Source organism: Amycolatopsis sp. NPDC051371, from assembly GCF_040682155.1.
Taxonomy (GTDB): Bacteria; Actinomycetota; Actinomycetes; order Mycobacteriales; family Pseudonocardiaceae; genus Amycolatopsis.
Genome location: NZ_JBFBAG010000035.1, coordinates 13,692 through 36,519, shown reverse-complemented (window position 1 = coordinate 36,519; position 22,828 = coordinate 13,692). Strand labels below are relative to the sequence as shown.

The 22,828-nt window shown below is 71.2% G+C and carries 24 protein-coding genes; 13 read left to right on the top strand and 11 right to left on the bottom strand.

The features are described 5' to 3' along the window. Positions 1 to 32: 32 nt before the first annotated feature. Together AB0M59_RS35430 and AB0M59_RS35425 are read left to right on the top strand one after the other, a co-directional pair. A complete protein-coding gene (locus tag AB0M59_RS35430; protein WP_364624171.1) occupies positions 33 to 1,649 on the top strand; it encodes an acyl-CoA synthetase in 1,617 nt (538 codons plus the stop codon). 13 nt (positions 1,650 to 1,662) lie between these two features. Continuing rightward, positions 1,663 to 2,763: a nitronate monooxygenase family protein gene (locus AB0M59_RS35425; protein ID WP_364624170.1), complete on the top strand. Its 1,101-nt coding sequence runs from the start codon at positions 1,663 to 1,665 to the stop codon at positions 2,761 to 2,763. 40 nt (positions 2,764 to 2,803) lie between these two features. Here the strand turns inward: AB0M59_RS35425 and AB0M59_RS35420 are convergent, their stop codons facing one another. Next, a complete protein-coding gene (locus AB0M59_RS35420; protein ID WP_364624168.1) occupies positions 2,804 to 3,604 on the bottom strand; it encodes a serine protease in 801 nt (266 codons plus the stop codon). Positions 3,605 to 3,729: 125 nt separating this feature from the next. Next, entirely contained in the window at positions 3,730 to 4,941 is a 1,212-nt protein-coding gene (locus AB0M59_RS35415; protein WP_364624166.1) for an amino acid permease, read from the bottom strand. A gap of 80 nt (positions 4,942 to 5,021) precedes the next feature. Between AB0M59_RS35415 and AB0M59_RS35410 the strand changes: the two genes are divergently transcribed. The 7 genes from AB0M59_RS35410 to AB0M59_RS35380 all read left to right on the top strand — a co-directional run bounded on the left by AB0M59_RS35410 (position 5,022) and on the right by AB0M59_RS35380 (position 10,228). Beyond that, a complete protein-coding gene (locus tag AB0M59_RS35410; RefSeq protein WP_364624164.1) occupies positions 5,022 to 5,795 on the top strand; it encodes a GntR family transcriptional regulator in 774 nt (257 codons plus the stop codon). Between the two features lie 58 nt (positions 5,796 to 5,853). Continuing rightward, the gene (locus AB0M59_RS35405) at positions 5,854 to 6,234 is read left to right on the top strand and encodes a DoxX family protein (protein WP_364624162.1); all 381 of its coding nucleotides are present in this window, start codon (positions 5,854 to 5,856) and stop codon (positions 6,232 to 6,234) included. Positions 6,235 to 6,279: 45 nt separating this feature from the next. Beyond that, positions 6,280 to 6,783: a hypothetical protein gene (locus AB0M59_RS35400; RefSeq protein WP_364624160.1), complete on the top strand. Its 504-nt coding sequence runs from the start codon at positions 6,280 to 6,282 to the stop codon at positions 6,781 to 6,783. Positions 6,784 to 6,939: 156 nt separating this feature from the next. Beyond that, positions 6,940 to 7,455: a hypothetical protein gene (locus AB0M59_RS35395; RefSeq protein ID WP_364624158.1), complete on the top strand. Its 516-nt coding sequence runs from the start codon at positions 6,940 to 6,942 to the stop codon at positions 7,453 to 7,455. 23 nt (positions 7,456 to 7,478) lie between these two features. Next, positions 7,479 to 7,916, top strand: coding sequence for an SRPBCC family protein (locus tag AB0M59_RS35390; protein WP_364624156.1), 438 nt, complete (start codon positions 7,479 to 7,481; stop codon positions 7,914 to 7,916). 66 nt (positions 7,917 to 7,982) lie between these two features. Beyond that, positions 7,983 to 9,383, top strand: a complete 1,401-nt coding sequence (locus AB0M59_RS35385; protein WP_364624154.1) for a DHA2 family efflux MFS transporter permease subunit — start codon at positions 7,983 to 7,985, stop codon at positions 9,381 to 9,383. A gap of 164 nt (positions 9,384 to 9,547) precedes the next feature. After that, positions 9,548 to 10,228 carry a hypothetical protein gene (locus AB0M59_RS35380; protein WP_364624152.1) on the top strand — a complete coding sequence of 227 codons (681 nt, stop codon included), beginning with the start codon at positions 9,548 to 9,550 and terminating at the stop codon, positions 10,226 to 10,228. A gap of 57 nt (positions 10,229 to 10,285) precedes the next feature. Here the strand turns inward: AB0M59_RS35380 and AB0M59_RS35375 are convergent, their stop codons facing one another. The 4 genes from AB0M59_RS35375 to AB0M59_RS35360 all read right to left on the bottom strand — a co-directional run bounded on the left by AB0M59_RS35375 (position 10,286) and on the right by AB0M59_RS35360 (position 16,105). Continuing rightward, positions 10,286 to 11,947 carry a fumarate hydratase gene (locus tag AB0M59_RS35375; RefSeq protein WP_364624150.1) on the bottom strand — a complete coding sequence of 554 codons (1,662 nt, stop codon included), beginning with the start codon at positions 11,945 to 11,947 and terminating at the stop codon, positions 10,286 to 10,288. 912 nt (positions 11,948 to 12,859) lie between these two features. Continuing rightward, positions 12,860 to 13,891, bottom strand: a complete 1,032-nt coding sequence (locus AB0M59_RS35370; RefSeq protein ID WP_364624148.1) for a sigma-70 family RNA polymerase sigma factor — start codon at positions 13,889 to 13,891, stop codon at positions 12,860 to 12,862. Between the two features lie 289 nt (positions 13,892 to 14,180). Beyond that, on the bottom strand, positions 14,181 to 14,606 hold the full coding sequence (gene dtd, locus AB0M59_RS35365; RefSeq protein ID WP_364624146.1) for a D-aminoacyl-tRNA deacylase: 426 nt from the start codon (positions 14,604 to 14,606) through the stop codon (positions 14,181 to 14,183). Further along, on the bottom strand, positions 14,603 to 16,105 hold the full coding sequence (locus AB0M59_RS35360) for a class I SAM-dependent methyltransferase (protein ID WP_364624144.1): 1,503 nt from the start codon (positions 16,103 to 16,105) through the stop codon (positions 14,603 to 14,605). The genes dtd and AB0M59_RS35360 overlap by 4 nt, the downstream gene beginning before the upstream one ends. Positions 16,106 to 16,133: 28 nt before the next feature. Here AB0M59_RS35360 and AB0M59_RS35355 point away from each other — a divergent pair, with 28 nt between their 5' ends. Together AB0M59_RS35355 and AB0M59_RS35350 are read left to right on the top strand one after the other, a co-directional pair. Next, a complete protein-coding gene (locus AB0M59_RS35355; RefSeq protein ID WP_364624142.1) occupies positions 16,134 to 17,399 on the top strand; it encodes an amidohydrolase in 1,266 nt (421 codons plus the stop codon). A gap of 17 nt (positions 17,400 to 17,416) precedes the next feature. Further along, positions 17,417 to 17,752 (top strand): DUF3099 domain-containing protein, encoded by a 336-nt coding sequence (locus tag AB0M59_RS35350; RefSeq protein WP_364624140.1) that lies wholly within the window; start codon positions 17,417 to 17,419, stop codon positions 17,750 to 17,752. Positions 17,753 to 17,809: 57 nt separating this feature from the next. Here the strand turns inward: AB0M59_RS35350 and AB0M59_RS35345 are convergent, their stop codons facing one another. Genes AB0M59_RS35345 through AB0M59_RS35325 form a run of 5 tightly spaced genes read right to left on the bottom strand, consistent with a single transcriptional unit; the run spans position 17,810 to position 21,487 of the window. Continuing rightward, positions 17,810 to 18,682: a sugar kinase gene (locus tag AB0M59_RS35345; protein WP_364624138.1), complete on the bottom strand. Its 873-nt coding sequence runs from the start codon at positions 18,680 to 18,682 to the stop codon at positions 17,810 to 17,812. After that, complete coding sequence (locus tag AB0M59_RS35340) at positions 18,679 to 19,584, bottom strand: pseudouridine-5'-phosphate glycosidase (RefSeq protein WP_364624136.1); 906 nt, start codon at positions 19,582 to 19,584, stop codon at positions 18,679 to 18,681. The genes AB0M59_RS35345 and AB0M59_RS35340 overlap by 4 nt, the downstream gene beginning before the upstream one ends. 9 nt (positions 19,585 to 19,593) lie before the next feature. After that, a complete protein-coding gene (locus AB0M59_RS35335) occupies positions 19,594 to 20,211 on the bottom strand; it encodes a hypothetical protein (RefSeq protein WP_364624134.1) in 618 nt (205 codons plus the stop codon). Next, a complete protein-coding gene (locus tag AB0M59_RS35330; protein ID WP_364624132.1) occupies positions 20,208 to 20,699 on the bottom strand; it encodes a pyridoxamine 5'-phosphate oxidase family protein in 492 nt (163 codons plus the stop codon). The genes AB0M59_RS35335 and AB0M59_RS35330 overlap by 4 nt, the downstream gene beginning before the upstream one ends. Next, positions 20,699 to 21,487 (bottom strand): sporulation protein, encoded by a 789-nt coding sequence (locus AB0M59_RS35325; protein ID WP_364624130.1) that lies wholly within the window; start codon positions 21,485 to 21,487, stop codon positions 20,699 to 20,701. Before AB0M59_RS35325 ends, AB0M59_RS35330 begins: the two co-directional genes overlap by 1 nt. A 67-nt stretch (positions 21,488 to 21,554) precedes the next feature. Between AB0M59_RS35325 and AB0M59_RS35320 the strand changes: the two genes are divergently transcribed. Beyond that, complete coding sequence (locus tag AB0M59_RS35320; RefSeq protein WP_364624128.1) at positions 21,555 to 21,797, top strand: DUF3039 domain-containing protein; 243 nt, start codon at positions 21,555 to 21,557, stop codon at positions 21,795 to 21,797. Positions 21,798 to 21,963: 166 nt separating this feature from the next. After that, the gene (locus AB0M59_RS35315; RefSeq protein ID WP_364624126.1) at positions 21,964 to 22,800 is read left to right on the top strand and encodes a hypothetical protein; all 837 of its coding nucleotides are present in this window, start codon (positions 21,964 to 21,966) and stop codon (positions 22,798 to 22,800) included. Positions 22,801 to 22,828: the final 28 nt, after the last annotated feature.

Sequence of the window (22,828 nt, the reverse complement as noted above, 5' to 3'; positions counted from 1 at the left end):
CCCAGAACGATAACATGTTCTACTTTGAGGGCGTGGCACTCAACATCGCGGATCTTCTGGAGCACGCCGTCGACGCCGTGCCGGAGCGCGTCGCGGTCGTGTGCGGCGACCGGCGGGTCACCTTCGCCGAACTGGAGGCGCGGGCCAACCGGCTCGCCCATCACCTCGCCGCGCACGGCGTGGGACGCGGATCCCACATCGGGGTCTACTCCCGCAACTCGATCGAGGCCCTCGAGGCGATGATCGCCGCGTACAAGCTGCGGGCGATCGCCGTCAACGTCAACTACCGCTACGTGCACGGCGAGCTCGTCTACCTCTTCGACGACGCGGATCTCGTCGCCCTCGTGCACGAACGCAGCTACTCCGACAAAGTCGGGGCCGTCCTGCCCGAGACGCCGAAACTGAAACACGTTGTCGTGATCGACGACGGCAGCGACGGCGACTACTCGAGCTACGGCGGCGTCGACTACGAAGCCGCACTCGCGGAGCAAAGCCCCGAGCGCGACTTCGACGAGCGCAGCAACGACGACCTCTACATCCTCTACACCGGCGGCACCACCGGCTACCCGAAGGGCGTCCTCTGGCGCCACGAGGACATCTGGCGCGCGCTCGGCGGCGGCATCAACTTCGTCACCGGCGAGTACGTTCCGGACGAGTGGACGCTCGCCGAGCAGGGCAAGGCCGGGAGCCTGACCCGGCTGCCCGCGGCGCCGCTGATCCACGGCGCCGCGCAGTGGGCCGCTTTCGGGGCGCTGTTCACCGGCAGCCCCGTGGTGTTCGTGCCCCGCTTCGACGCCCACGAGATCTGGAAGGCCGTGCAGGAGCACAAGGTCCAGGTCCTCACGATCGTCGGCGACGCGATGGCGCGGCCGCTGATCGAGGCGTTCCGCGAGGGCGATTACGACGCTTCGTCGGTCGTCGCGGTGTCGAGCCACGCCGCACTGTTCTCACAGTCGGTGAAGCAGGAGTTCGTCGAGCTCGTGCCGAACGCCGTGATCACCGACGCGATCGGCTCGTCGGAAAGCGGGTTCACCGGGATCGGCATGGTGGCCAAGGGTTCCGACCACAGCGCCGGCCCGCGGGTGAACTTCGGCCAGGACGCCATCCTGCTCGACGACGACGGCAACCTCGTCGAAAAGAAGCCCGGCGCGGTCGGGCTGATCGGCCGCCGCGGGCACGTCCCGCTCGGCTACTACGGCGATCCCGAGAAGAGCAAGAAGATCTTCGTCGACGTCGACGGCGTCCGGTACGTCGTCCCGGGCGACTACGCGCGCTACGAGGAGGACGGCACGGTCACCCTGCTCGGCCGCGGCTCCCAGTGCGTCAACACCGGCGGCGAGAAGGTCTACCCGGAAGAGGTCGAGGGCGCGCTCAAGTCGCACCCGGACGTCTTCGACGCGCTCGTCATCGGGATCCCGGACGAGCGGACCGGCCAGCGCGTCGCCGCCGTCGTCCAGCTCCGCGAGGGTGCCGAGGCCGACCTCGCGGGGATCGAACAGCACGTCCGGGGCGAGATCGCCGGGTACAAGGTGCCGCGCACCGTCTGGCTGGCCGAGGAGATCGGCCGCTCGCCCAGCGGCAAGCCGGACTACCCGTGGGCCCAGCGCTACGCCGCCGACCACGAACCGGCCGCGGCCCAGCCCGTCTGAGGAGGACACCAGAGTGCGGACATCGCTGTGCGACCGGCTCGGCATCGACCTGCCGATCATCGGGTTCACGCCTTCGGAGCACGTCGCCGCGGCGCTCAGCCGCGCCGGCGGGCTCGGCGTGCTCGGCTGCGTCCGATTCAACGACGCCGCCGAGCTCGACCGGGTGCTCACCTGGATGGACGAGAACACCGGCGGGAAGCCCTACGGCGTCGACATCGTGATGCCGGCGAAGATCCCGGCCGAGGGCACCCAGGTCGACCTGGCGAAGCACATCCCGGAGGGCCACCGCGCGTTCGTCGACCGGGTGCTCCGTGACCTCTCGGTGCCGCCGCTGCCGGACGACACCGACGAACGCGCGGGCGTGCTCGGCTGGCTGCACTCGGTCGCCCGCTCGCACGTCGAGGTCGCGCTCAACCACCCGATCAAGCTGATCGCCAACGCCCTCGGCTCACCGCCGGCGGACGTCATCGGCCAGTGTCACGATCGCGGTGTGCCGGTGGCGGCGCTCGCCGGGAAGGCCGAGCACGCGATCCGGCACGTCGAAAACGGCGTCGACCTCGTCGTCGCGCAGGGCTACGAAGCCGGTGGGCACACGGGCGAGATCGCGTCCATGGTGCTGGTGCCGGAGATCGTCGACGCCGTCGACGTCCCGGTGCTCGCCGCGGGCGGGATCGGGTCCGGGCGGCAGGTGGCCGCGGCGCTCGCACTCGGCGCGTCCGGCGTCTGGATGGGCTCGATGTGGCTCGCCACCGAGGAGTACCTGCAGACCATGGGCGAGTCCGTGGCGATGCAGCAGGCGCTCGTCGCCGCGAAGTCGTCCGACACCGTCCGGACGCGGATCTACACCGGCAAGCCCGCGCGGCTGCTCAAGACGCGCTGGACCGAGGCGTGGGCCGCGGCGGACGCGCCCGAGCCGCTGCCGATGCCGCTGCAGAACCTGCTGGTTTCCCACGCCCACAACCGGATCCACGCGGCGAACGACCCGAGCGTGGTGTCGATGCCGGTCGGCCAGATCGTCGGCCGGATGAACGCGGTCCGCCCGGTCGCCGACGTCGTCGCCGACCTGGTGGCCGGCTACGAAGAGGCACTGTCCCGTTTGGACAAGACCCGCTGAAGGGGGCCCGCCGCGGCGGGCCCCCTCTTCGCGGAAGCGGTTACAGACCGGCGGCGGCCGCGGCGATCTTCGACGCGAACGTGCTCACCTCGGTGTAGACGCCGGGGGCGTGCGGCCGCGCGCAGCCGTCACCCCAGGACACGATGCCGACCTGGATCCAGGCGTTGGCGTTGTCCCGGCGGAACATCGGGCCGCCGGAGTCGCCCTGGCAGGTGTCGACCCCGCCCGCGGTCAGGTTGCCGGCGCAGATCTCGGCGCTCGGGATGAGGTCGGGGTAGCTACCGCCCTGGGCGGCGCAGGTGCTGTCGGCCACGAACGGGACGGTCGCCTTCAGCAGGTACCGCTGCTGGGCGCCGCCTTCGCGGGCCGCGCCCCAGCCGGCCACGGTGAACGTGCCGGTGTTGTAGGTGGACGTCGTCGCGATCGGCAGCGTCGAGAGGCCGGTGACCGGGCTCGCGAGCTTGATCAGCGCCCAGTCGCCGCCGGTCGAGGTGCCGTAGGTGGGGGACTGGTAGACGTAGGTCGACTTGATCTTCTTGGCGCTCGTGCTGTTCAGGTCGACCACGCCGACGGTCGCCGTGATCGAGGTGTTGGCGCCGGTCCGGCTGACGCAGTGGGCGGCGGTCAGCACGATCTGGTTGGTGTAGAGCGCGCCGCCGCAGCCCATCGACAGCCGGACCATGAACGGGAACTCGCCCTGGGCGGCCCGGGTCCCGCCGACGACGTCGGTGGACGGCGGCTGGGCCGCGATCGCGGGGGTGGCGAACGACGCGGCCGCGGCGACCGCGGCCACCGCGGTGGTGACGTTTCTGAGCAGGGTGAACCAGCGCTTGGGAACCAAGGGGATCAGTCCTTCCAGTGTCCACAGTGGAAGCCGTTGCCGACAGCGGCACCATGACTACACCAGGTGCTCACATACCCGGACAACCAACTTTCTTCGGATGTTTCGGGCGGTTGGGTGATTTCTCACCGGCGGATCCGACGAAGGCCGTAGGCCAAGACGCCCAGCAGCAGCGCCGCGCAGCCGGCCAGCACCGACGGCAGGGGCAGGCTGAAGGCCAGCACCACGCACCCGGCCAGCCCCAGGACGGCCCGCACCTTCCCCTTGAGCGTGAGCGCGGCGGCGTTGGCGACCGCGTAGTACGTCAGGACCGCGAAGGACGAGAAGCCGATCGCGTCGCGCAGGTCGATCGACGCGGCGAGCACGGCGACCACGAGCCCGACGGCGAGTTCGGCCCGGTGCGGCACGTCGTGGCGCGGGTGCACGGCGGCGAGGAAGCGGGGGAGGTGGCCGTCGCGGCTCATCGCCAGCGTCGTGCGCGAGACGCCGAGGATGAGCGCGAGCAGCGAGCCGAGCGCCGCCAGCGCCGCGCCGACGCGGACCACCGGGGCGAGCCACCCCGGGACGGCGGCGGCGATCGGGTCGGGGCTCGCGGCGAGCGCGGCCGGGCCGAGCCGGACGAGCAGCAGCACCGCGAGCGCCGCGTAGACGACGAGGGTGAGCCCGAGGGCCAGCGGGATGGCGCGGGGGATGGTCCGGGCCGGGTCGCGGACCTCCTCGCCGAGCGTCGCGAGCCGCGCGTACCCGGCGAAGGCGAAGAACAGCAGCCCGGCCGCCTCGAGGACGCCGTCCGCGCCCGGCCAGGCGACGAGCGGACCGCCCGCGGCCGGCCCGGTTGCCATCGTGACGGCCGCGGCGGTGAGCACGAGCAGGGTGCACGACACGATCACCCGGGTCGCGAGCGCGGACCGGTGGACGCCGAAGTAGTTGACCGCGGTGAGCGCCGCGACGACCGCGACGGCGAACAAGCTCCGCCACGGCTGTCCGAGACCGGGCGCCGCGTAGGCGACGACGGTCAGCGTCATCGCGGCGCAGCTGGCCGTCTTCCCCGTGATGAATCCCCAGCCGGCCAGGTAGCCCCAGAATTCACCGAGCCTTTCCCGGCCGTAAACGTAAGTTCCCCCCGATTGCGGGTAAATCGCCGCCAATCGCGCGGAAGACGTCGCATTGCAGTACGCGACCGCCGCCGCGAGGACCAATGCGAGCAGCAGCCCGGCGCCCGCGGCCCGTGCCGCCGGGGCGAACGCGGCGAACACGCCCGCGCCGATCATCGAGCCCAGGCCCAGGAAAACGGCGTCGGCCAGGCCGAGACGCCGGGCCAGCGGTGTCGAGCGCATCCGGGTGATCCTCCGTGTGACAGCCGTGTTACGCGCCACAGCGAACCACGGCGCACCGGGAAACGAATAGGGTCGATTCCGTGACTGCCCCTTCGCGCTATTCCCGCTTGTCCGCCGACGGTCCCGTTCTCGACGGGATTCCCGAGCACGGCCGTGTCCCGCGTTACTACGCGGTCAAGGTCGAACTGCTGGCGGTGATCGCGGAACTCGGCGAAGGATCGGTGCTGCCCACGGAACGGGAACTGTGCGAGCGTTTCGAAGTGTCGAGGGCGACCGTACGGCAGGCGGTGAGCGAGCTGGTGCTCGAGGGCAGGCTCAGCCGGCGGCAGGGGAGCGGCACGTTCGTCGCCGGCCCGAAGCTGGTGCAGCCGCTGGCCCTGGGGAGCTACACCGACGGGCTGCGGCGGCAGGGCATCCGGCCGGGCCGCACGGTGATCACGCTGGAGCGGCGCCTGGCCGGCAGCGCGCTGGCCGCCGACCTGCAGGTCACGTCGGACGCCGAGGTGATCCACCTCGAGCGGGTGCTGCTCGCCGACGAGGAGCGCGTCGGCCTGGAGTCGACATATCTCCTCGCCGAGCGGTTCCCGACGCTGCTGGAGGTGTTCGACCCCGGGCAGTCGCTGCACGCGTGCCTGCGAGAGCAGCTCGGCGTGGTGTTCGACGGCGCCGAGGAGCGCGTCGAGACGGTGCTGGCCACCCCGCGCGAAGCCCTGCTCGTCGGCACCAACCCGGCCCTGCCGATGCTGCTCGTGCACCGCATTTCGTGGGGTCCGGACGGCGCGCCGTTCGAGCGGGTGCGGTCGTTGTACCGAGGCGACCGGCTCAGCTTCATGACCCGCCTCGGCCGCGCCTGACTGTCACGTTCTTCGCGGCGTCCTCGTTCCTCCCGCGGCAATCGAACGGGAGGACGTCATGAACATCGCTCTGTGGGTCGGTCAGGTGCTGCTGGCCGCGATCTTCGCCCTGTCGGGTGCGCTCAAGTCGACTATGTCGCGGCAGCGGATGCTCGAAACCGGCCAGACGGGGGCGGCGGCGTACCCGCTGCCGGTGGTGCGGTTCACCGCGATCTGCGAGCTGTTCGCGGTGGTGGGGCTGATCCTGCCGGTGCTGCTGGGGGTGGCGCCGGTGCTGACGGGCTGGGCGGCGGCCGGGCTGGCGGTGGTGATGGTGGGCGCGATGGCGATGCACGGCCGGCTGGCGGTCGTCGGGCCCAAGCCGGCGGAGTGGCGGAACGTCGGGGTCAACGCGCTGATCTTCGCGGTGTGCGTGTTCGTCGCCGCCGGGCGGCTTTGAGGGGACGGGATGCAACCGGATGGGGCCCTGCTCCGTCTGGCAGGTATGCGCACGACGGTGAAACTGCTGGGGACGGGCCTGCTGCTGCTCGCGGCGACGGCCTGTGGGGCCGGTCAGAGCGGCGCGGGGGCTCCGGCCGCGAGTAGTTCAGAGACGTCGGCTTCGCCCTCTTTGTCGCCGGTGTCCAGTTCACCGGCGGCCCCGCCGCCGCCGTCCCAGACGGTCGGCCGCCCGACGCAGGGCATCGCCCCGGGCGACGACGTGATCGCCGAGACCCAGGTCGACGCGCGGGGCGTGCCCGAGGGGTACCCGCGCAGCCTGTTCCGCGCCACGGACGGCCGAACGCTGATCCTCCAGGCCGAGGAAGGCGGCTGCCGCCGCATCTCGGCCCGCGTCGGCGACCAGACGGCGCAGCAGGTGGTGGTGCTGATGACCGTGACGGCCCCGCAGAAGGGCCAGATGTGCCCGGACTACATCAAGGAGACCCGTATCCCGCTGGCGCTGGCGGCGCCGCTCGGGAGCCGGACGGTGGTGCTCCGCCAGGGCTGACCGCCTCAGGGACGCTGGGAGGGCCGCGCCGGGATGCCCGGGGCCGCCCTCCCAGACCATGTCACGACCTCCGGGTGAGCCACCAGGGCCCCACGTTCCGCGACCGGATCGATCTTCCGTGCAACCCCGCACCGCCCCCGTTCCGTCTTCGGGGGCATGAGGTACTTAGCGAAGGCGGCCGGGACAGGCGCGATCCTGCTGATGGCGACGGCGTGCGCCGGCCAGAACGTGCCCATCAGCCAGCCCGCCGCCGGGGGGACCTCCGAGGTTCCCACCGGCAGCGTGTCGACGTCGCCGAGTGAGTCGGTGCTGCCCGCGCCGCCGTCGGCGAACCCGCCGGGCAAACCGCGGCTGACCGTGCCCGAAGGCAGCACTCCGGTGCCGCCGGCCAAGGTCGATACCGCGGCGCTGCCCGCCAATTACCCGCACGAGGTGTGGACGGCCAACGGCGGCACCATCCTCAACATCCGCGCCCAGGAAGGCGGCTGCGGCCACGCGCTCGGCGAGGCGACCGAGCAGGCGGGCGACCACGTCGTCGTCAACCTGAGCGAGACCAAGGCGCAGACCGGCCGGATGTGCACGATGGACATCCGGTTCCCGGTGATCTCGGTCGCCCTGGCCTCGCCGCTCGACCAGCGCACGGTCGTGCTGAAGACCACGCCGCCGAAGTGATCACCCTGGCCTAGGCTCGGGTGATGGGAAGCCGCCAGGTCTCACGCACCGCGATCGTCGCCACGACCCCGGAGAAGATCTTCGGGCTCCTGGCCGATCCGGCCCAGCACCCGCTCATCGACGGATCCGGCACGGTCCGGGCCGCCCAGTCCGGCGGTCCGGACCGGCTCGCGCTCGGCGCGAAGTTCGGCATGGACATGAAGATGGGCGCGTCGTACAAGATCCTCAACACCGTCGTCGAGTTCGAAGAGGGCCGGCTCATCGCCTGGCGCCACTTCAACGGGCACCGCTGGCGCTGGCGCCTCGAACCCGTCGACGGCGGCCGCACCGAGGTCACCGAGACGTTCGACTGGTCGACGGCGAAGTTCCCGCTGGCCATCAGCCTCAGCCCGTTCCCGCGCAAGAACGCCGAGGGCATCGAGAAGACCCTCGCGCGGCTCGAGGAGCTGTTCCCGGCCTGACGAAGGCCTCACCCCAATTAGTTGTACAGTGCTTAATATTGTCCGTGCAACTAGTTTGGGAGTGCGGTGCCGCAGCCGGTGCGACGGCGGGTGGTCCTGGCCACCTGCTGCCTGAGCCTGTTCATCGTCGGGCTCGACAACACGATCGTGAACCTCGCGCTGCCGTCGATCCGCCACGAGCTGGGCGCGTCGGTCTCCGGTCTGCAGTGGACGATCGACGCGTACACGCTCGTGCTGGCCAGCCTGCTGATGTTGTCCGGCTCGACCGCGGACCGGGTCGGCCGGCGCCGGACGTTCCAGACCGGGCTCGCGCTCTTCAGCCTCGGCTCGCTGCTGTGCGGGATCGCGCCGAACATCGGTCTGCTGGTCGCCTTCCGCGCGCTGCAGGCGATCGGCGGCTCGATGCTCAACCCGGTCGCGCTGTCCATCGTCGCCAACGTCTTCACCGAGCCCCGCGACCGGGTCCGCGCGATCGGCGTCTGGGCGGCGGTGAACGGGCTGAGCCTGGCCGTGGGCCCGGTGGTCGGCGGCGTGCTCGTCGGCTGGGCCGGCTGGCGCTCGATCTTCTGGATCAACGTCCCGGTCGGCATCGCCGCGATCGTGCTGACGGCGCTGTTCGTCCCGGAGTCCCGCGCCCCGCGCCCGCGCCGCCTCGACCCGGTGGGGCAGCTGCTGGTGATCGTCGTGCTGGCGTCGGTGACGTACGGGATCATCGAAGGCCGTGGTTCGGGCGCGCTGATGGTGGGCTGCTTCGCGGTCGGCGCGGTGGCGCTGGCGGTGCTGCTGCCGTACGAGCGACGACGCCGGGATCCCTTGCTGGAGCTGAGGTTCTTCCGCAGCGTGCCGTTCTCGGGCGCGACGCTCACGGCGGTCACCGGGTTCGCGGCGCTGTCGGGATTCCTGTTCCTCAACACGTTGTACCTGCAGGAGGCGCGCGGGTTTTCGGCGCTGCACGCGGGTTTGCTGACGTTGCCGATGGCGGCGCTGACGGTCGTGGGCGCGCCGTTGTCGGGCCGGATGGTGAACGCCCGCGGGCCGCGGCTGCCGCTCCTGGTGGCCGGGGCGGGGATCGCCGCGTCTGGCGTCGTGCTGTCCGGAATCGGTCCGGAGACGCCGATTTTGCTGGTGGTGGCGGGCTACGTTTGCTTCGGCGTCGGCTACGGCGTGCTCAACGCGCCGATCACGAACGCGGCGGTGTCCGGGATGCCGCGCGAGCAGGCGGGCCTGGCGGCGGCGGTGGCGTCGACGAGCCGCCAGGTGGGGACGGCCCTGGGCGTGGCGGTGGTCGGCGCGGTCGTGGCGGGCAGCGCCGGGACGCCACCGGGAACGGGCCGGGCGGTGTGGGCGATCGTCGCGGGCTGCGGCGTGCTGGTGTTCGCGCTGGGGCTGGTGACGACGGGCCGCTGGGCGCTCGCGACCGCGGCGCGCGTGGGTGGTCCGGACCACGACGACGCCCCGGTTGTCTGACCTCCACGTAATCCCCTGCTGAGCGCCACCTGGTGCGCCGGTGGTCCGGACCACTGTGACCTCTCCGTCTTCGAAGTCGTCGAAAAGACTTCGAAATCTCGTTGAACCGCCGCTGTTACCGAGCCGTATCCATGAGTGAGGTGGCGATCAGAGAGGAGGGGCCCATGCCCCGGTTGAGCAGTGGTCGGCACCGCAAGCAGGCGACCGTCGGTCTGGCCGCGTTGCTGGGTGTTTCCGGCATCACCGCGGCCGCCATCGCGCTGAGCAGTCCTGCGGGCAACGCGGCCGAAGCGCCGAAGGAGAACTGTGGCGGGCTCGACACCGCCCTGCAGAACAACCTGACCTTCATCGCGGGCCAGCGGGCGAACCCGGACGCGCAGTCGGCCGCGCGGATCGCCAACCGGCAGGCGGTGGTCGACCTGATCCAGCAGCGGCGGCAGGTCGCGGGCTGCACGGCGAACGTCGCGGCGGGCAACGGCCAGGCCGCGCAAGCTCCGGCCCAGCAGGCTCCGGCCGCACAGGCCCCGGCGCAGGAGGCGCCCGCGCAGCAGAACCAGAACCAGGCCGGGGCGAACACCGGTGATCAGGGCGCGACCGGCGACGTCGTGTGCGCCGGTTCCACCGTCACGCTCTCGGGCGAGGCCGGCGCACCGGCCGCGTCGAGCAACCAGTTCCCGGCGGGGACGAAGCTGAAGGTGACCAACCTGGACAACTCGAAGTCCACGACGGTCGAGGTGACCTCGGTGTCGGGCAGCTGCACGCTGCTCAACAACGCGGCCTTCGAACAGGTTCGGGAGCCCGGAAAGTTCCTCATCCGGCGCGCGCGGATCGAGCGCGTCGGCTGAGGGAGCAGGGAAGAAAGGGGGCACCGGCGGCGGGCCGGTGTCCCCTTCCCTTGTGTACTAACGGAAACTGATCTGCAGCACCGGGTCGCCGGTGCTGGCGAAGAAGTCGTTTCCCTTGTCGTCGATGACGATGAACGCCGGGAAGTCCTCGACCTCGATCTTCCAGACGGCTTCCATGCCGAGCTCGGCGTACTCGAGGACGTCGACCTTCTTGATGCAGTCCTGCGCGAGCCGCGCGGCCGGGCCGCCGATCGAGCCGAGGTAGAACCCGCCGTGCGCCTGGCACGCGTCGGTGACCTGCTTCGACCGGTTTCCCTTGGCCAGCATGACGAGTGAGCCGCCGGCGGCCTGGAACTGCTCGACGTAGGAGTCCATCCGCCCGGCCGTCGTCGGCCCGAACGAGCCGGACGCGTAGCCCTCCGGCGTCTTCGCGGGGCCGGCGTAGTAGACCGGGTGGTTCTTCAGGTAGCCGGGCATTTCCTCGCCGGCGTCGAGGCGCTCGGCGATCTTCGCGTGCGCGATGTCGCGGGCGACGACCAGCGGCCCGGTGAGCGAAAGCCGCGTCTTGACGGGCAGTTGCGAGAGCTGGGCGCGGATCTCCGCCATCGGCCGGTTGAGGTCGACGCTCACGACGTCGTCGGAGAGGTCCTCTTCGGTGACGTCGGGCAGGAACTGGGCCGGGTCGCGCTCGAGCTGCTCGATGAAGACGCCGTCCGCGGTGATCTTGGCTTTGGCCTGGCGGTCGGCGGAGCAGCTCACGGCGATGCCGACGGGGCAGCTCGCGCCGTGGCGGGGAAGCCGGATGACGCGGACGTCGTGGCAGAAGTACTTGCCGCCGAACTGCGCGCCGATGCCGAACTGCCGGGTCATCTCGAGGACCTGCTGCTCGAGGTCCTGGTCGCGGAAGGCGTGACCCAGCTCGGAACCCTCGGCCGGGAGGTTGTCGAGGTAGCGCGCGGAGGCGAGCTTCGCGACCTTCAGGTTGAACTCGGCGGACATGCCGCCGACGACGATCGCGAGGTGGTAGGGCGGGCAGGCCGCGGTGCCGAGGCTGCGCAGCTTTTCGTCGAGGAAGCGCGCGAGCCGCTTCGGGTTCAGGACGGCTTTCGTTTCCTGGTAGAGGAAAGTCTTGTTGGCGCTGCCGCCGCCCTTGGCCATGAAGAGGAACTCGTAGGCCGGGTCGTCCTGGCCGTCCTTGTGATAAAGCTCGATCTGGGCGGGCAGGTTCGTGCCGGTGTTGCGCTCGTCCCAGAAGTTGACGGGCGCCATCTGCGAATAACGCAGGTTCAGCTGCTGGTAGGCGTCGAAGATGCCCTGCGAGAGCGCACGCTCGTCGTCGCCGCCGGTGAGGACGCCTTCGCCGCGCTTGCCGATGACGATGGCGGTCCCGGTGTCCTGGCACATGGGGAGGACGCCACCGGCGGAGATGGCGGCGTTGCGCAGCAGGTCCATGGCGACGAAGCGGTCGTTGCCGCTGGCCTCGGGGTCGTCGACGATGGCGCGCAGCTGCCGCAGGTGTGACGTGCGCAACAGGTGCTGGATGTCGGTGATGGCGGTGCGCGCGAGGGTGGTCAGCGCGGCGGGGTCGACCTTGAGGAACTTCCGCCCGGCGGCTTCGACGGTCTCGACGCCCTCGTCGGTGACCAGCCGGTACTCGGTGGTGGTGTCCTTGCCGAGGGGGAGGACTTCGGTGTGCTGAAACGTGGTGGTGGACGGCACTGCCAGGCTCCTTTGCCAGCTCCGGGATCGGTCCACCCTACGCAGCGCGGAGGGCCACACCGAAGAGGCATGCGGTCACTGTGGGCCACCCCACGCGCGCCGGGCGGGCAGAGAGCAGCCCTCGCCCTCTCCGGGGGTCCGGCCCCGCTTCCAGCGTATCGGGGGTGTCCGACGGAAAGCCGGAAACGGCGGCTGCCGGGCTGCTTTGTCCACATCACGGCCGGGCTGTGGACAAGGCGGCTTTGCGCGAGCCGACTGGCTGGGTAGGTGAGCCGACTGCCTAGGTGCGCGAGCCGGCTGGCTGGGGTGTGCGAGCCGACTGCCCAGGTGCGCGAGCCGACTGGCTGGGGTGTGCGAGCCGACCCTCTGGGCACATGCGCCTCGGCCCAAGCACGCGAGCCGACTGCTCAAGCACGCGAGCCGACCACCTGGGCACGCGAGCCGACTGCCCAGGTGTGCAAGCCGACTGGCTGGGTAGGTGAGCCGACCGCCCAGGTACGCGAGCCGACTGGCTGGGTAGGTGAGCCGACTGCCCAGGTACGCGAACTGACCCTCCGGGCACAAGCGCCCCGGCTCAAGTACGCGAGCCGACCCCGCCGGACGAAATGGTCGGGAGGCCGGGTCCACCCCGACGGACCCGACCTCCCGGGGAGAGCGGCCGGGTGCGTGCACACCCGATCGCGTGGTCGGTGCCGGTGTCGCAAGCCGCTCCACGAATGTGGCGTGACGAAGGTCATAAGTCAACGCGGCCGAACGGGTTGCCGGCGAGGGGTTGCTACCCCGGCCCGGTGACCACGAAACACCTTTTTCGTGGAGAATTTTCCATCACCGCCACGCGAAACGCGGAAGTGCTGGTCGTGGACGTGCGGAAGGGGCGGGTGCACGTGCACCCGCCCCTTCCGGAAGGAACGATCAGCTGGCGTAGGCGCGGAGCCGGTCCGCGCGCTCGCCCTGGCGGAGCTTCGACATGACCTCGCGCTCGATCTGGCGGACCCGCTCGCGGGACAGCCCGAAGTGCTTGCCGATCTGGTCGAGCGTGCGGGGCTGGCCGTCGTCGAGGCCGTAGCGCAGCCGGATGACCTGCTGCTCGCGGTCGTCCAGCGTCGAGAGGACCCGGCGCAGGTCGTCCTGGAGCAGGCTCGAGATGACGGCGCTCTCGGCGTCCGTCGCCTCGGAGTCCTCGATGAAGTCGCCCAGCGGGGCGTCCTCCTCGGCGCCGACCGGCATGTCCAGGCTTACCGGGTCACGCGAGTGGTCGAGCAGGTCCGAGATCTTGTGCGCCGGGATGCCCGACTCGGCCGCCAGCTCCTCGTGCGTCGCGTCGCGCCCGAGCTGCTGGTGCAGGTCGCGCTTGATGCGGGCCAGCTTGTTCACCTGTTCCACCAGGTGGACCGGGAGCCGGATCGTGCGCCCCTGGTCGGCCATCCCCCTGGTGATGGCCTGGCGGATCCACCAGGTGGCGTAGGTCGAGAACTTGAACCCCTTGGAGTAGTCGAACTTCTCCACCGCGCGGATCAGACCCAGGTTCCCCTCCTGGATCAGGTCGAGCAGCGGCATCCCCCGGCCGGTGTAGCGCTTGGCGAGCGAAACCACCAGGCGGAGGTTGGCCTCCAGCAGGTGGTTCTTGGCCACGTGCCCGTCGCGGACCAGGGCCGACATCTCCTTGCGGCGCTTCGGCGTGAGGTTCTCCCCGGTGTCCAGCATGTGCTGGGCGAAGACGCCGGCTTCGATGCGCTTGGCGAGCTCCACCTCGTCGGCCGCGGACAGCAGCGCCGTCTTGCCGATACCGTTGAGGTAGACCCGCACGAGGTCGGCGGCGGGGCTCTGGGCGTCGAGGTCGGCATCGGTGAGCGCCCCCACGCTCATGGCCGGCTCATCGGACACCTGAGCCGGGATGCGCTCGCGAATCCCGCGCGACTCGCGTTCGAGAGTCTGGACTGACATTCTGCCTCCCCGGTCACGGGCTGAACGTGTTGCTGCGGTCGTCCCACCGGGTGCGTACCCGCGGACCGGGGCCTGTGGAACCCGGTACGCCGGTCCGGCCGGCTTGGCTGGACATCTGGCACAACGCTCCGGGTTTCCAAAACGTTCCCGGCTCGCCTGAAAAGGAGACGGCTGCCGGCGCTCTCCGGTTGCTCCACCATTGCTGAGCTTTTGCTGAGAACGGTCCGTGACCGGAGAACCTGAGAATCCCATGTGAATCCGGTCAGGATGTGAACCGTGCCGGAGTGGTCTAGACCTCTACGAGAACGGTGAACGGACCGTCGTTCACGCTCGAGACTGCCATCATCGCCCCGAAACGGCCCGTCGCGACGGTGGCGCCGCGGCCGCGCAACTCGGCCACGACGGCGTCCACCAACGGCTCCGCGACCTCCGGCCGCGCGGCCTGCGTCCACGACGGCCGGCGCCCTTTCTTCGTCTCGCCGTAGAGCGTGAACTGGCTCACCACGAGCAACGGCGCATTCACGGTGGCGCATGATTCCTCGTCACGCAACACGCGTAGCTCGTGCAATTTGCGCGCCATCACGGCGGCCTTCGCCGCGTCGTCGTCCACGTGGATTCCCAGCAGCACAAGCAAACCCGGTTCGGCGATCGCGCCGACGACCTCGCCGTCGACCGTCACGTCCGCCCGCGTGACGCGGGCCGCGACCGCCCTCACCGGCTCGCCGGGACGAGCATCCCGTGCCGGACGAGCTCGCGGACGACGGGCAGCGCGGCGGCCGCCAGCTCCGAAGCCTCCAGGCCCTGTGCGGCCGCGAGGAGCTCGATCAGGTCCTCCAGGGGCAGCGCGCCGCGGCAGCCGGCCAGCAGCCGGGCCGCCAGGTCGTCGACCTCGTGCTGCCAGCCCGGTCCGTCGGTGCGGTGCAGCCGCCGGACGGTCGTCGCCCAGCCCTCGTCGCCGGGTTCCTCGATGCTTTCCAGCAAAACCGTGTCGGGGACCACAAAACGGACATCGAGTAAGGAATCTCCCGATTCCCGCAGCCATTCCACGCGGTCCAGCCAGCCGGCCGCCTCCGGGCCCAGCGGGTCGTCGTAAGCCTGCCGGAGGTCCTCGCACACCACGGTCGGGGTGCGCCCGGCCGCGCGCCGCAGCGTGACGAAGCCGAAGCCGATGCCCTGGACGTCGTGGGCGGCGAACCAGTCGAGCCACGCCGCCGCCTTCGCCCGGCCCTCCGGCGAGCGCGGGTCGAGGCCCGCGTCCCGCAGCCAGGTGCCGACGTAGAGCGCCGGGTCGGCGACGTCGCGCTGGACGAACCAGGCGTCGGTCTCGGCGGGCAGCCAGCGGCTCACCCGGTCGGCCCAGTCCTCGCCGGAGGTGTGCAGCCAGGAGGCGAGCAGCTGGCCGACACCGCCGTCGTTGAGGAAGCCCGGCAGCTGCCGGATGACCAGCGCACTCGCATCGTCGCCGGCCAGCCCGGAGTCGCGGTAGGTGTAGTCGACGCGGGCCGGGCCGACCACGAATGGCGGGTTGCAGACGACCTGGTCGAACTTCCGCCGCGCGACCGGCGCGAACCACTCGCCGCGCACGAGCTCGACGTCCAGCTCGTTCAGCCGGAACGTCGCCGAGGCCAGCGCCAGGGCCCGCGAAGAGACGTCCGTGGCGGTGACGCGCTGGGCGTGCCGGCTCGCGTGCAGCGCCTGGACGCCGTTGCCGGTGCCCAGGTCGAGCAGGGTGCCCACCGGGCGGCGGCTGGTCGCGCGGATCAGCGACAGCGACGCGTGGCCGACGCCGAGCACGTGGTCCTCGGGCACGGTCCGGCCCAGCACGTCGGCGTCGAGGTCGGACACGACCCACCAGGAGCCGTCGTCGTCGCCGTGCGGCCGGATGTCGAGGGCGGCGCGATAGCCCTCGGACACCGGCGCCAGCACCCCCGCGGCGACCGCGTCTTCGGGGGAGAGCGGTGCGAAGGCGGCCTTGATCGCGGTCTCCGGTTCGGTCCCGCCCAGCAGGAACAGCCGGATCAGCGTGCCCAGGTCGCCCGCGTCCCGGGTCGCGCGTTCGGCCGGCACCGGCTCGCCGCGGCCCAGCGCCGAGTGCGCGGCCCCGCCGAGGGCGGCCACCACGCCGTCGGCGTCGTAGGAGGTGCGCCGGAAGGCCTCGCGCAGCCGCGCGCAGACGTCGTCGGACAGGTCGGGCAGTACGCTTCGCGTGCTCACGGTGGGTAATGCTGCCACGATGGCCCCCGTGACCCTTGAACGCGTCCTCGCCCCGCTCGACGCGGCGCTGCCCGAGCTCGAAGCGCTGTACATCGACCTCCACCGGCACCCCGAGCTGTCCTTCGCCGAAACCCGGACGGCGGCCGAGCTGGCCCGGCGGCTGGAGCGTGACGGCTACGAGGTGCACACCGGCATCGCCGGCACCGGGGTGCTGGGCGTGCTGCGCAACGGCGAGGGCCCGACGGTGCTGCTGCGCGCCGACATCGACGCGCTGCCGGTAGAGGAGAAGACCGGGCTGTCGTACGCGAGCACCGCCCGCGGCACCGACGAGCACGGCAAGGACGTCCCGGTCATGCACGCGTGCGGGCACGACATGCACGCCACCTGGCTCTCCGGTGCCGCGGCGCTGCTCGCGAAGGGCCGCGACACCTGGTCCGGCACGCTGCAGGTGGTCTTCCAGCCGGGGGAGGAGGGCGCGGGCGGCGCCGTCCGGATGGTCCGCGACGGCCTCTTCGACCTCGCCGGGACGCCCGACGTCGTGTTCGGCCAGCACCTGGTGCCCGGCCCGGCCGGCTGGGTGCTCACCCGGCCCGGCGTGATCATGGCCGCGACCGACACCCTGCGCGTCACCCTGCACGGCCGCGGCGGCCACGGCTCGCGCCCGGAGACGACCGTCGACCCGGCCGTGCTGGCCGCGTCCGTGGTGCTCAAGCTGCAGACGATCGTCTCGCGCGAGATCGCCGCCACCGACTCGGCGGTGGTCACCGTGGGTTCGCTGCACGTGGGCACCGCGAGCAACGTCATCGCCGACGACGCCGTGCTCGAGGTGAACGTCCGGTCCTTCGACCAGGCCGTCCGCGAGCGCGTGCTCGCCGCGGTGGAACGGATCGTCAACGGCGAGGCCGCAACGGCCGGCGCGCCGAAGCCGCCCGAGATCGTCCGGTCCGGCTCCTACCCGATCACCGAGAACGACGAAGCGGCCAACGACGCGCTCACCGAGGTCTTCCGCGGCCACTTCGGCGCCGAAGCGGTGATGCCGGCGCCGCTGGTCACCGGCAGCGAGGACTTCAGCGAGTTCGGCCGCGCGGCCGGCGTCCCGTCGGTGTTCTGGCTGGTCGGCGGCCTCGACGCGGAGACGGTGATCACGGCGATGACGGAGGGCCGGTTCGAGCGTGACATCCCGTCCAACCACTCGCCGCGCTTCGCCCCGGTGCTGCACCCGACGTTGCGCACCGGCATCGAGACGCTCGTCGCCGCCGCGTTGTCCCGGTTGCCTCACCCAGGTGACGCGTGAGCCGCCCAGGTGGGACGATGGAAGACGGAGGTGGTGCAGTGACCACGCCCGCCAACGACTCGGACCCGGTGCTGATCACCGGGGCGGCCCCGTCGTACGAAGAGCAGTTCAAGGCACGCAAGCGCAAGTACGTGATCATGATGGCGTGCCGCATCCCGTGCCTGATCCTCGCCGGGCTGACCTACCACACCTGGTGGCTGGCGCTGGGGTTCCTCGCGATCTCGGTGCCGTTGCCGTGGATCGCGGTCCTGATCGCGAACGACCGCCCGCCCCGCAAGTCCGAGAACGTCTCGAGCTACCAGCACGAGGCGAAGGCGATCGAAAGCACCAGCCACCGGGTCATCGACGGCTGACAAGCGCCACTTTGACGTGAAAGCTCCGAGGCGGAGCTTTCACGTGAAAGCTCCGCCTCACCCGGGCTGCGGGCCCACCTTCCCGACGGCCAGCGCACCGAGCCGCGTCCCGTGGCGCAGGACGTCCACAGTGGACTCCCCGGCCAGCCAGCCGGTGAGCACGCCCGCGTCGAACGCGTCGCCCGCGCCGGTCGAGTCGAGGCACTCGGCCTCGATCGCCGGGACGCTCGTGACGCCACCCGCGTCGACCCAGCTGGCGCCGTCCAGCCCGGCGGTCACCACCACCGCGCCGACCGTGCCGAGCAGCTCCTTGGCCGACGCCGGGTCCGCCGAACCGGTCAGCGCCACCAGCTCCTCGGTGTTCGGCATCAGCAGGTCGACGCCGCGGACGTCGTCGAGGAACGCGGCCGGGTCGGTGATGTGCGCGGCGGCCTGTGGGTCGACCGACGTCGTCAGCCCGGCCTCCTTCGCGGCGGCCAGTGAGGCCAGCCCGGCCGCGCGCGACGGCGGATCGAGCAGCACGTATCCCGACAGGTGGAGATGCCGGGCACCCGCCAGTGCCTCCGGGGTGACGTCTTCGGGGGCGAAGCGCTGGTTCGCGCCGCGGTCGGCGAGCATGCTCCGCTGCCCGGAACCGTCGACCATCACCACGACGCAGCACGTCGGCGCCTCGGGGTCGACGGCGAACGCGCACCGCACGCCCGCCGCCTCCAGCTCGGCCTTGATCAACCGGCCGCCCGGGTCGTCGCCGATGCGCGCGACCAGCGTCGTGTCCGCGCCGAGGTGGCGCAGCCACAGCGCCGTGTTGGCGCCCGAGCCGCCGCCGGTGAACCGGATCTTCGCGCGGGCGTCGCCGCCGTGCGGCAACGGCTTGTCGTGCCGGGCGATCACGTCCAGGGCCGCGTCGCCGACCACCACGATCCCGCTCATGCCAGCGCCACCGCCACCTCGGTGGCGAGCTTCGCGTTGTTGAGCACCAAGGCTTCGTTCGCGTCGATGCTCACGCCCGCGCTCGCCGTGTGGAAGTGCTCCAGCAGCACCGGCGTGACGTCGGCGCCGTGCACGCCCCGCTCGGCCACCAGCGCGAGGCCTTCGGCGAGCAGCCGGTCGTGCAGCTCTTTGTCCATTTCGGACGCTTCGGGGATCGGGTTCGCCAGCAGGACACCGGAATCCGCGTACGCGCGGTGCGCGGCGACCACGGCGGCGGCCTGCTTCGGGTCGTCGACCCGCCAGCCCACGGCGTGTCCCGACGAGCGGAGGTAGAACGCCGGGAAGTCGTCGGTGCGGTAACCCAGCACCGGCACCGAGTTCGTCTCCAGCACTTCGAGCGTCGCCGGGATGTCGAGCACCGACTTCACGCCGGAGCAGACCACCACGGTCGGCACCTTCGCGAGCACGCCGAGGTCCGCCGAGACGTCCCACGACTGCGCCGCGCCGACGTGCACGCCGCCGAGCCCGCCGGTCGCGAACATCCCGATGCCGGCCGCGGCGGCCAGCGCCGACGTGCTCGCCACGGTCGTCGCGCCCGAGCGGCCGAGGCCGACGGCCGGGCCGAGGTCGCGCAGCGACAGCTTGTCCAGGCCGGCGTCCGGCGCGCAGACGCGTTCCAGCTCGGCGGGGGAGAGGCCGATGACGACGCGGCCGTCGAGCACCGCGATGGTGGCCGGGACGGCGCCGCCGTCGCGGACCACGCGCTCGAGGCGGTGGGCGACGTCGAGGTTGCGGCCCGGCGGCAGGCCGTGGGACAGGATGGTGCTCTCCAGCGCGACGACGGGGTGCCCGTCACGCAGCGCCGAGGCGACCTCTTCGTGCACGTTGAGTGGGGTGGTCACGAGGAACCATCATCGGTGATCGCCCGGCTCGCGGCGCCAGTGGGTCAGCTCGGTGCTCAGGTTCGCCCGCGCGGCGTTCGCCCAGCGTGTCCGCGCGGCTTCGCTGCGGTAGTGCGTCCGGGCCAGCATGCCTTCGAGGACGGCGACGCGGCCTTCTCGCCAGACGTCGTCGGGGTACATCGCGTACTCCTCGCGCACTCCGCGGGCGTACGTCGCGTACAGCTCCTCCGGCGCGCCGAGGATCGCGAGATCGGCGTCGAGGAGGGCGGTGGCGAGGTGGTCGTCCGCCGGCGCGTCGTGCTTGATCGTCGCGAGGATCAGGCTTTCGACGCGCTCGACGTGTGCTTCGGCGACGCCGTCCAATGCTTCGCGGGCCCAGGCGGCGCTGGCGCGTTCGTCGTCGCCGGGCTTCGCGTCGTACACGACGTCGTGCGTCCAGGCGGCGACGGCGACGATCGCGCGTTCGACACTGCTCAGGCTTTCGGCCAGCCAGGCGGAGTCCCGCGCGACGGCCGCCGCGTGATCCAGCGTGTGGTAGCGGCGGTGAGGCTCGGCATAGCGCGCTTCGAGCCGCGGCCATGCGTCGGGCTTGCCGCCCAGCAAGGTGATTGCCTCGGCCCACCTCACGGGAATGTCCAGCGCGTCGGCGTGCCGGTGAAGTCCTTCTCCCGCAAGCCGAACACCTTCTCCGGCCGCAGCCGCATCGAGGCGTTGACAGCCGGATCGAGGAACTCGACGGCGTAGGAAGTCGAGTACTTCGCGTTCATCGCGTCGAGGAAATCGCGCAGCGCGGCCGGTTCGGTGACGATCTCCGCCGTCCCTTCGACGACGACGGGTTCGTACGGGTCGTCGGTGGCGATCGACACCGCCGAGCCCGCGGCGATGTTCCGCGCCTTCACCGACCGCAGCGACGACGAGAACCACAGCACCTCGCCGGTCCACACCGCCCAGACCGGCATCAGGTGCGGGCGTCCGGCGCGCGTGACGGTCGCCAGCCAGAAGTCGTGCGACTCCCGCAGCCGGGTCTGCGCCCACGACCAGGGCAGCAGCCCCGAGGGATCGGCCGCGATCCCGTAGCCGGGCATGTGCGGCCGCTCGGCGTAGGGCGCGGCCATCAGTCGAAGATGCCGCGCGGCCGGGCGACCTGGTCGAGCCAGTCTTCGAGCTGCTTCTCCCAGTTCACGTCCGGCTTCATCGTGAACATCCCGAGGAAGTCCTGCCCGCGCCCGCCGAAGCCGCCGGTCTTGCTCACCCGGACCCGCTTGGTGATCTCCAGGACGACGTCGGTGCGGCTCGACGACGCCAGGAACGTCACGGCGAGCTGGGAGAACGTGCTCGCGAAGCGCGGCGAAGGCGTGAAGCGGATCTCCTGGAAGAACGGCAGCTGCTGCTGGGCGCCGTTGATCCGGCCCTGTTCGAGGATCGCCTCGCGGAAGGTGAAGCCGGTGCGGCTAAGCGCGTCGAGGACGCGCTTCTGCGCCGGGAGCGGCTCGATCGCGACGGCGTCGGCGTCGAACGGGTCGGACACCGCCGCGGCCAGGTCGAGCTCGGCCCGCACGCCGACGGCCATGCCGGTCAGCGGCTTGGCGAAGACGCTCGTGACCGGCGTCTCCCACGGCAGCGGTACCTCGAAGGGCACCTTGACCTGCTGTCCCGCGCGGATGACCTCGCTGCCGACGAGCTGCTGGGTGCCGAACGGGAGGTCTTCGGTCTTGTCCGTGCCGGGGACCTGGACGCGGGCCAGCAGCGTCACCGCGAGGCCCTTGATCTCCTGGTCGACCTCGCCGCCGGCCAGCAGCACCTCGCCGTGCAGGGGACGGCCGGGGGAAGCGGTCCGGTCGAGCAGGCGGGCGTCGATCTTCGCCCCGCCAGAGCCGAACGTCGCGAGCACCTTCTGGAACATGCCGCAGATCCTGCCAGGTCGAGGGGCTTTGGTACGAGGTTCGGGGGGACTCGGGCACAATGGACGGGTGAGCACCGAGACGCTGACGAAGCCGGAAACCACGCCCGAGGGCACGGACACCACCGACGACGACACCCCGAAGATGTTCCACTACGTGAAGAAGAACAAGATCGCCGAAAGCGCGGTCATGGGCAATCACGTGGTGGCGCTCTGCGGCGAGGTCTTCCCGGTGACGAAGTCGCCGAAGCCCGGTTCGCCGGTCTGCCCGGCCTGCAAGGAGATCTTCAACGGGCTGCGCCCGGGGGAGTGACCCCGGTCGTGAACCCCGGCTGACGTCCGTCCGCCGGGGTTCAGTCCTGTCCATCTTCGGACAGAACGTCGAACAAACGTGAAAAACCTTCATTCGGCGGGTGTGCCGGGTGCCGGAGACCTGGTAAATCCAGCGGGCCAGGTTCCCCCACCCACCGGAGTCGCACATGCGCAGAACCGGGATCGTCGTCGCCGCCGTCGCCCTGCTCACGGCCTTCTCGCCCGCGTTGGCCCAGGCCGCCACGGGCTGGACGGAGGTCGGCTCCGACCACGCCCGGGCCCTCGACGAGAGCCAGGGGCTGGCCACGATCGTGCGGCCGTCGGGCACCACCATCCGCTACACCGGGATCAGCACGATCCCGGCGGACCTGAACTCCCAGGGCTGGAACCACATCGGCGACCCCGGCTCGGCCCAGGGCTGGTACGTCGAGCCCTACCAGCGTGACGACCGAGGGGCGAAGCTCTTCCGCGTCCAGGCCCCGGACGGCTCGTGGAAGAACTACCAGCACACCCTCGAGTCGTGGGAAGCGAACAACAACTCCTTCGCGGCGGTGTCGCCCGACGCGCGCTGGCTGGTGGCGGGGGAGTGGGGCACCATGGACCGGCTCCTGGTCCACCCGATGCCCGGCGTGGTGGCCACCGACCCGGCGCAGAACTTGCCCCTCGCGGGCACGATCCGGCTCGACCACCAGGTCCGCGACGTCCAGGGCTGCGACTTCCAGACGGCGACCCGCCTGCTCTGCGCGTCCGACGACCCGGACGGCAGCCTCTTCGGCACGACGAAGCCGCTCCTGCAGGTCGACCTCGCGGGCCCGCTGTCCGGTTCGGACGTCACGGGGCACGTGACGTCGCTGGGGCAGCTGCCGCTGCGCAGCGGGTGCAGCGGGAACTTCGAGGTCGAGGGCATCGACTTCGACGAGCGCGACGGCACCCTGCGGGTCATCGTGATGTCGCCGAGCATCTGCATCCTCTTCGACAGCATGACCTACCGCTTCAAGCAGTGAACGCCGAAGGCCCGGCACTTTCACGTGA

Coding starts and splice junctions, on each gene's coding strand:
- AB0M59_RS35415 (WP_364624166.1), bottom strand. CDS start 4,941: ATGCGCTCGACACCGCTGGCCCGGCGTCTCGGCCTGGCCGACGCCGTT.
- AB0M59_RS35405 (WP_364624162.1), top strand. CDS start 5,854: ATGAACATCGCTCTGTGGGTCGGTCAGGTGCTGCTGGCCGCGATCTTC.
- AB0M59_RS35400 (WP_364624160.1), top strand. CDS start 6,280: ATGCGCACGACGGTGAAACTGCTGGGGACGGGCCTGCTGCTGCTCGCG.
- AB0M59_RS35395 (WP_364624158.1), top strand. CDS start 6,940: ATGAGGTACTTAGCGAAGGCGGCCGGGACAGGCGCGATCCTGCTGATG.
- AB0M59_RS35390 (WP_364624156.1), top strand. CDS start 7,479: ATGGGAAGCCGCCAGGTCTCACGCACCGCGATCGTCGCCACGACCCCG.
- AB0M59_RS35380 (WP_364624152.1), top strand. CDS start 9,548: ATGCCCCGGTTGAGCAGTGGTCGGCACCGCAAGCAGGCGACCGTCGGT.
- AB0M59_RS35370 (WP_364624148.1), bottom strand. CDS start 13,891: ATGTCAGTCCAGACTCTCGAACGCGAGTCGCGCGGGATTCGCGAGCGC.
- AB0M59_RS35350 (WP_364624140.1), top strand. CDS start 17,417: ATGGAAGACGGAGGTGGTGCAGTGACCACGCCCGCCAACGACTCGGAC.
- AB0M59_RS35345 (WP_364624138.1), bottom strand. CDS start 18,682: ATGAGCGGGATCGTGGTGGTCGGCGACGCGGCCCTGGACGTGATCGCC.
- AB0M59_RS35330 (WP_364624132.1), bottom strand. CDS start 20,699: ATGGCCGCGCCCTACGCCGAGCGGCCGCACATGCCCGGCTACGGGATC.
- AB0M59_RS35325 (WP_364624130.1), bottom strand. CDS start 21,487: ATGTTCCAGAAGGTGCTCGCGACGTTCGGCTCTGGCGGGGCGAAGATC.
- AB0M59_RS35315 (WP_364624126.1), top strand. CDS start 21,964: ATGCGCAGAACCGGGATCGTCGTCGCCGCCGTCGCCCTGCTCACGGCC.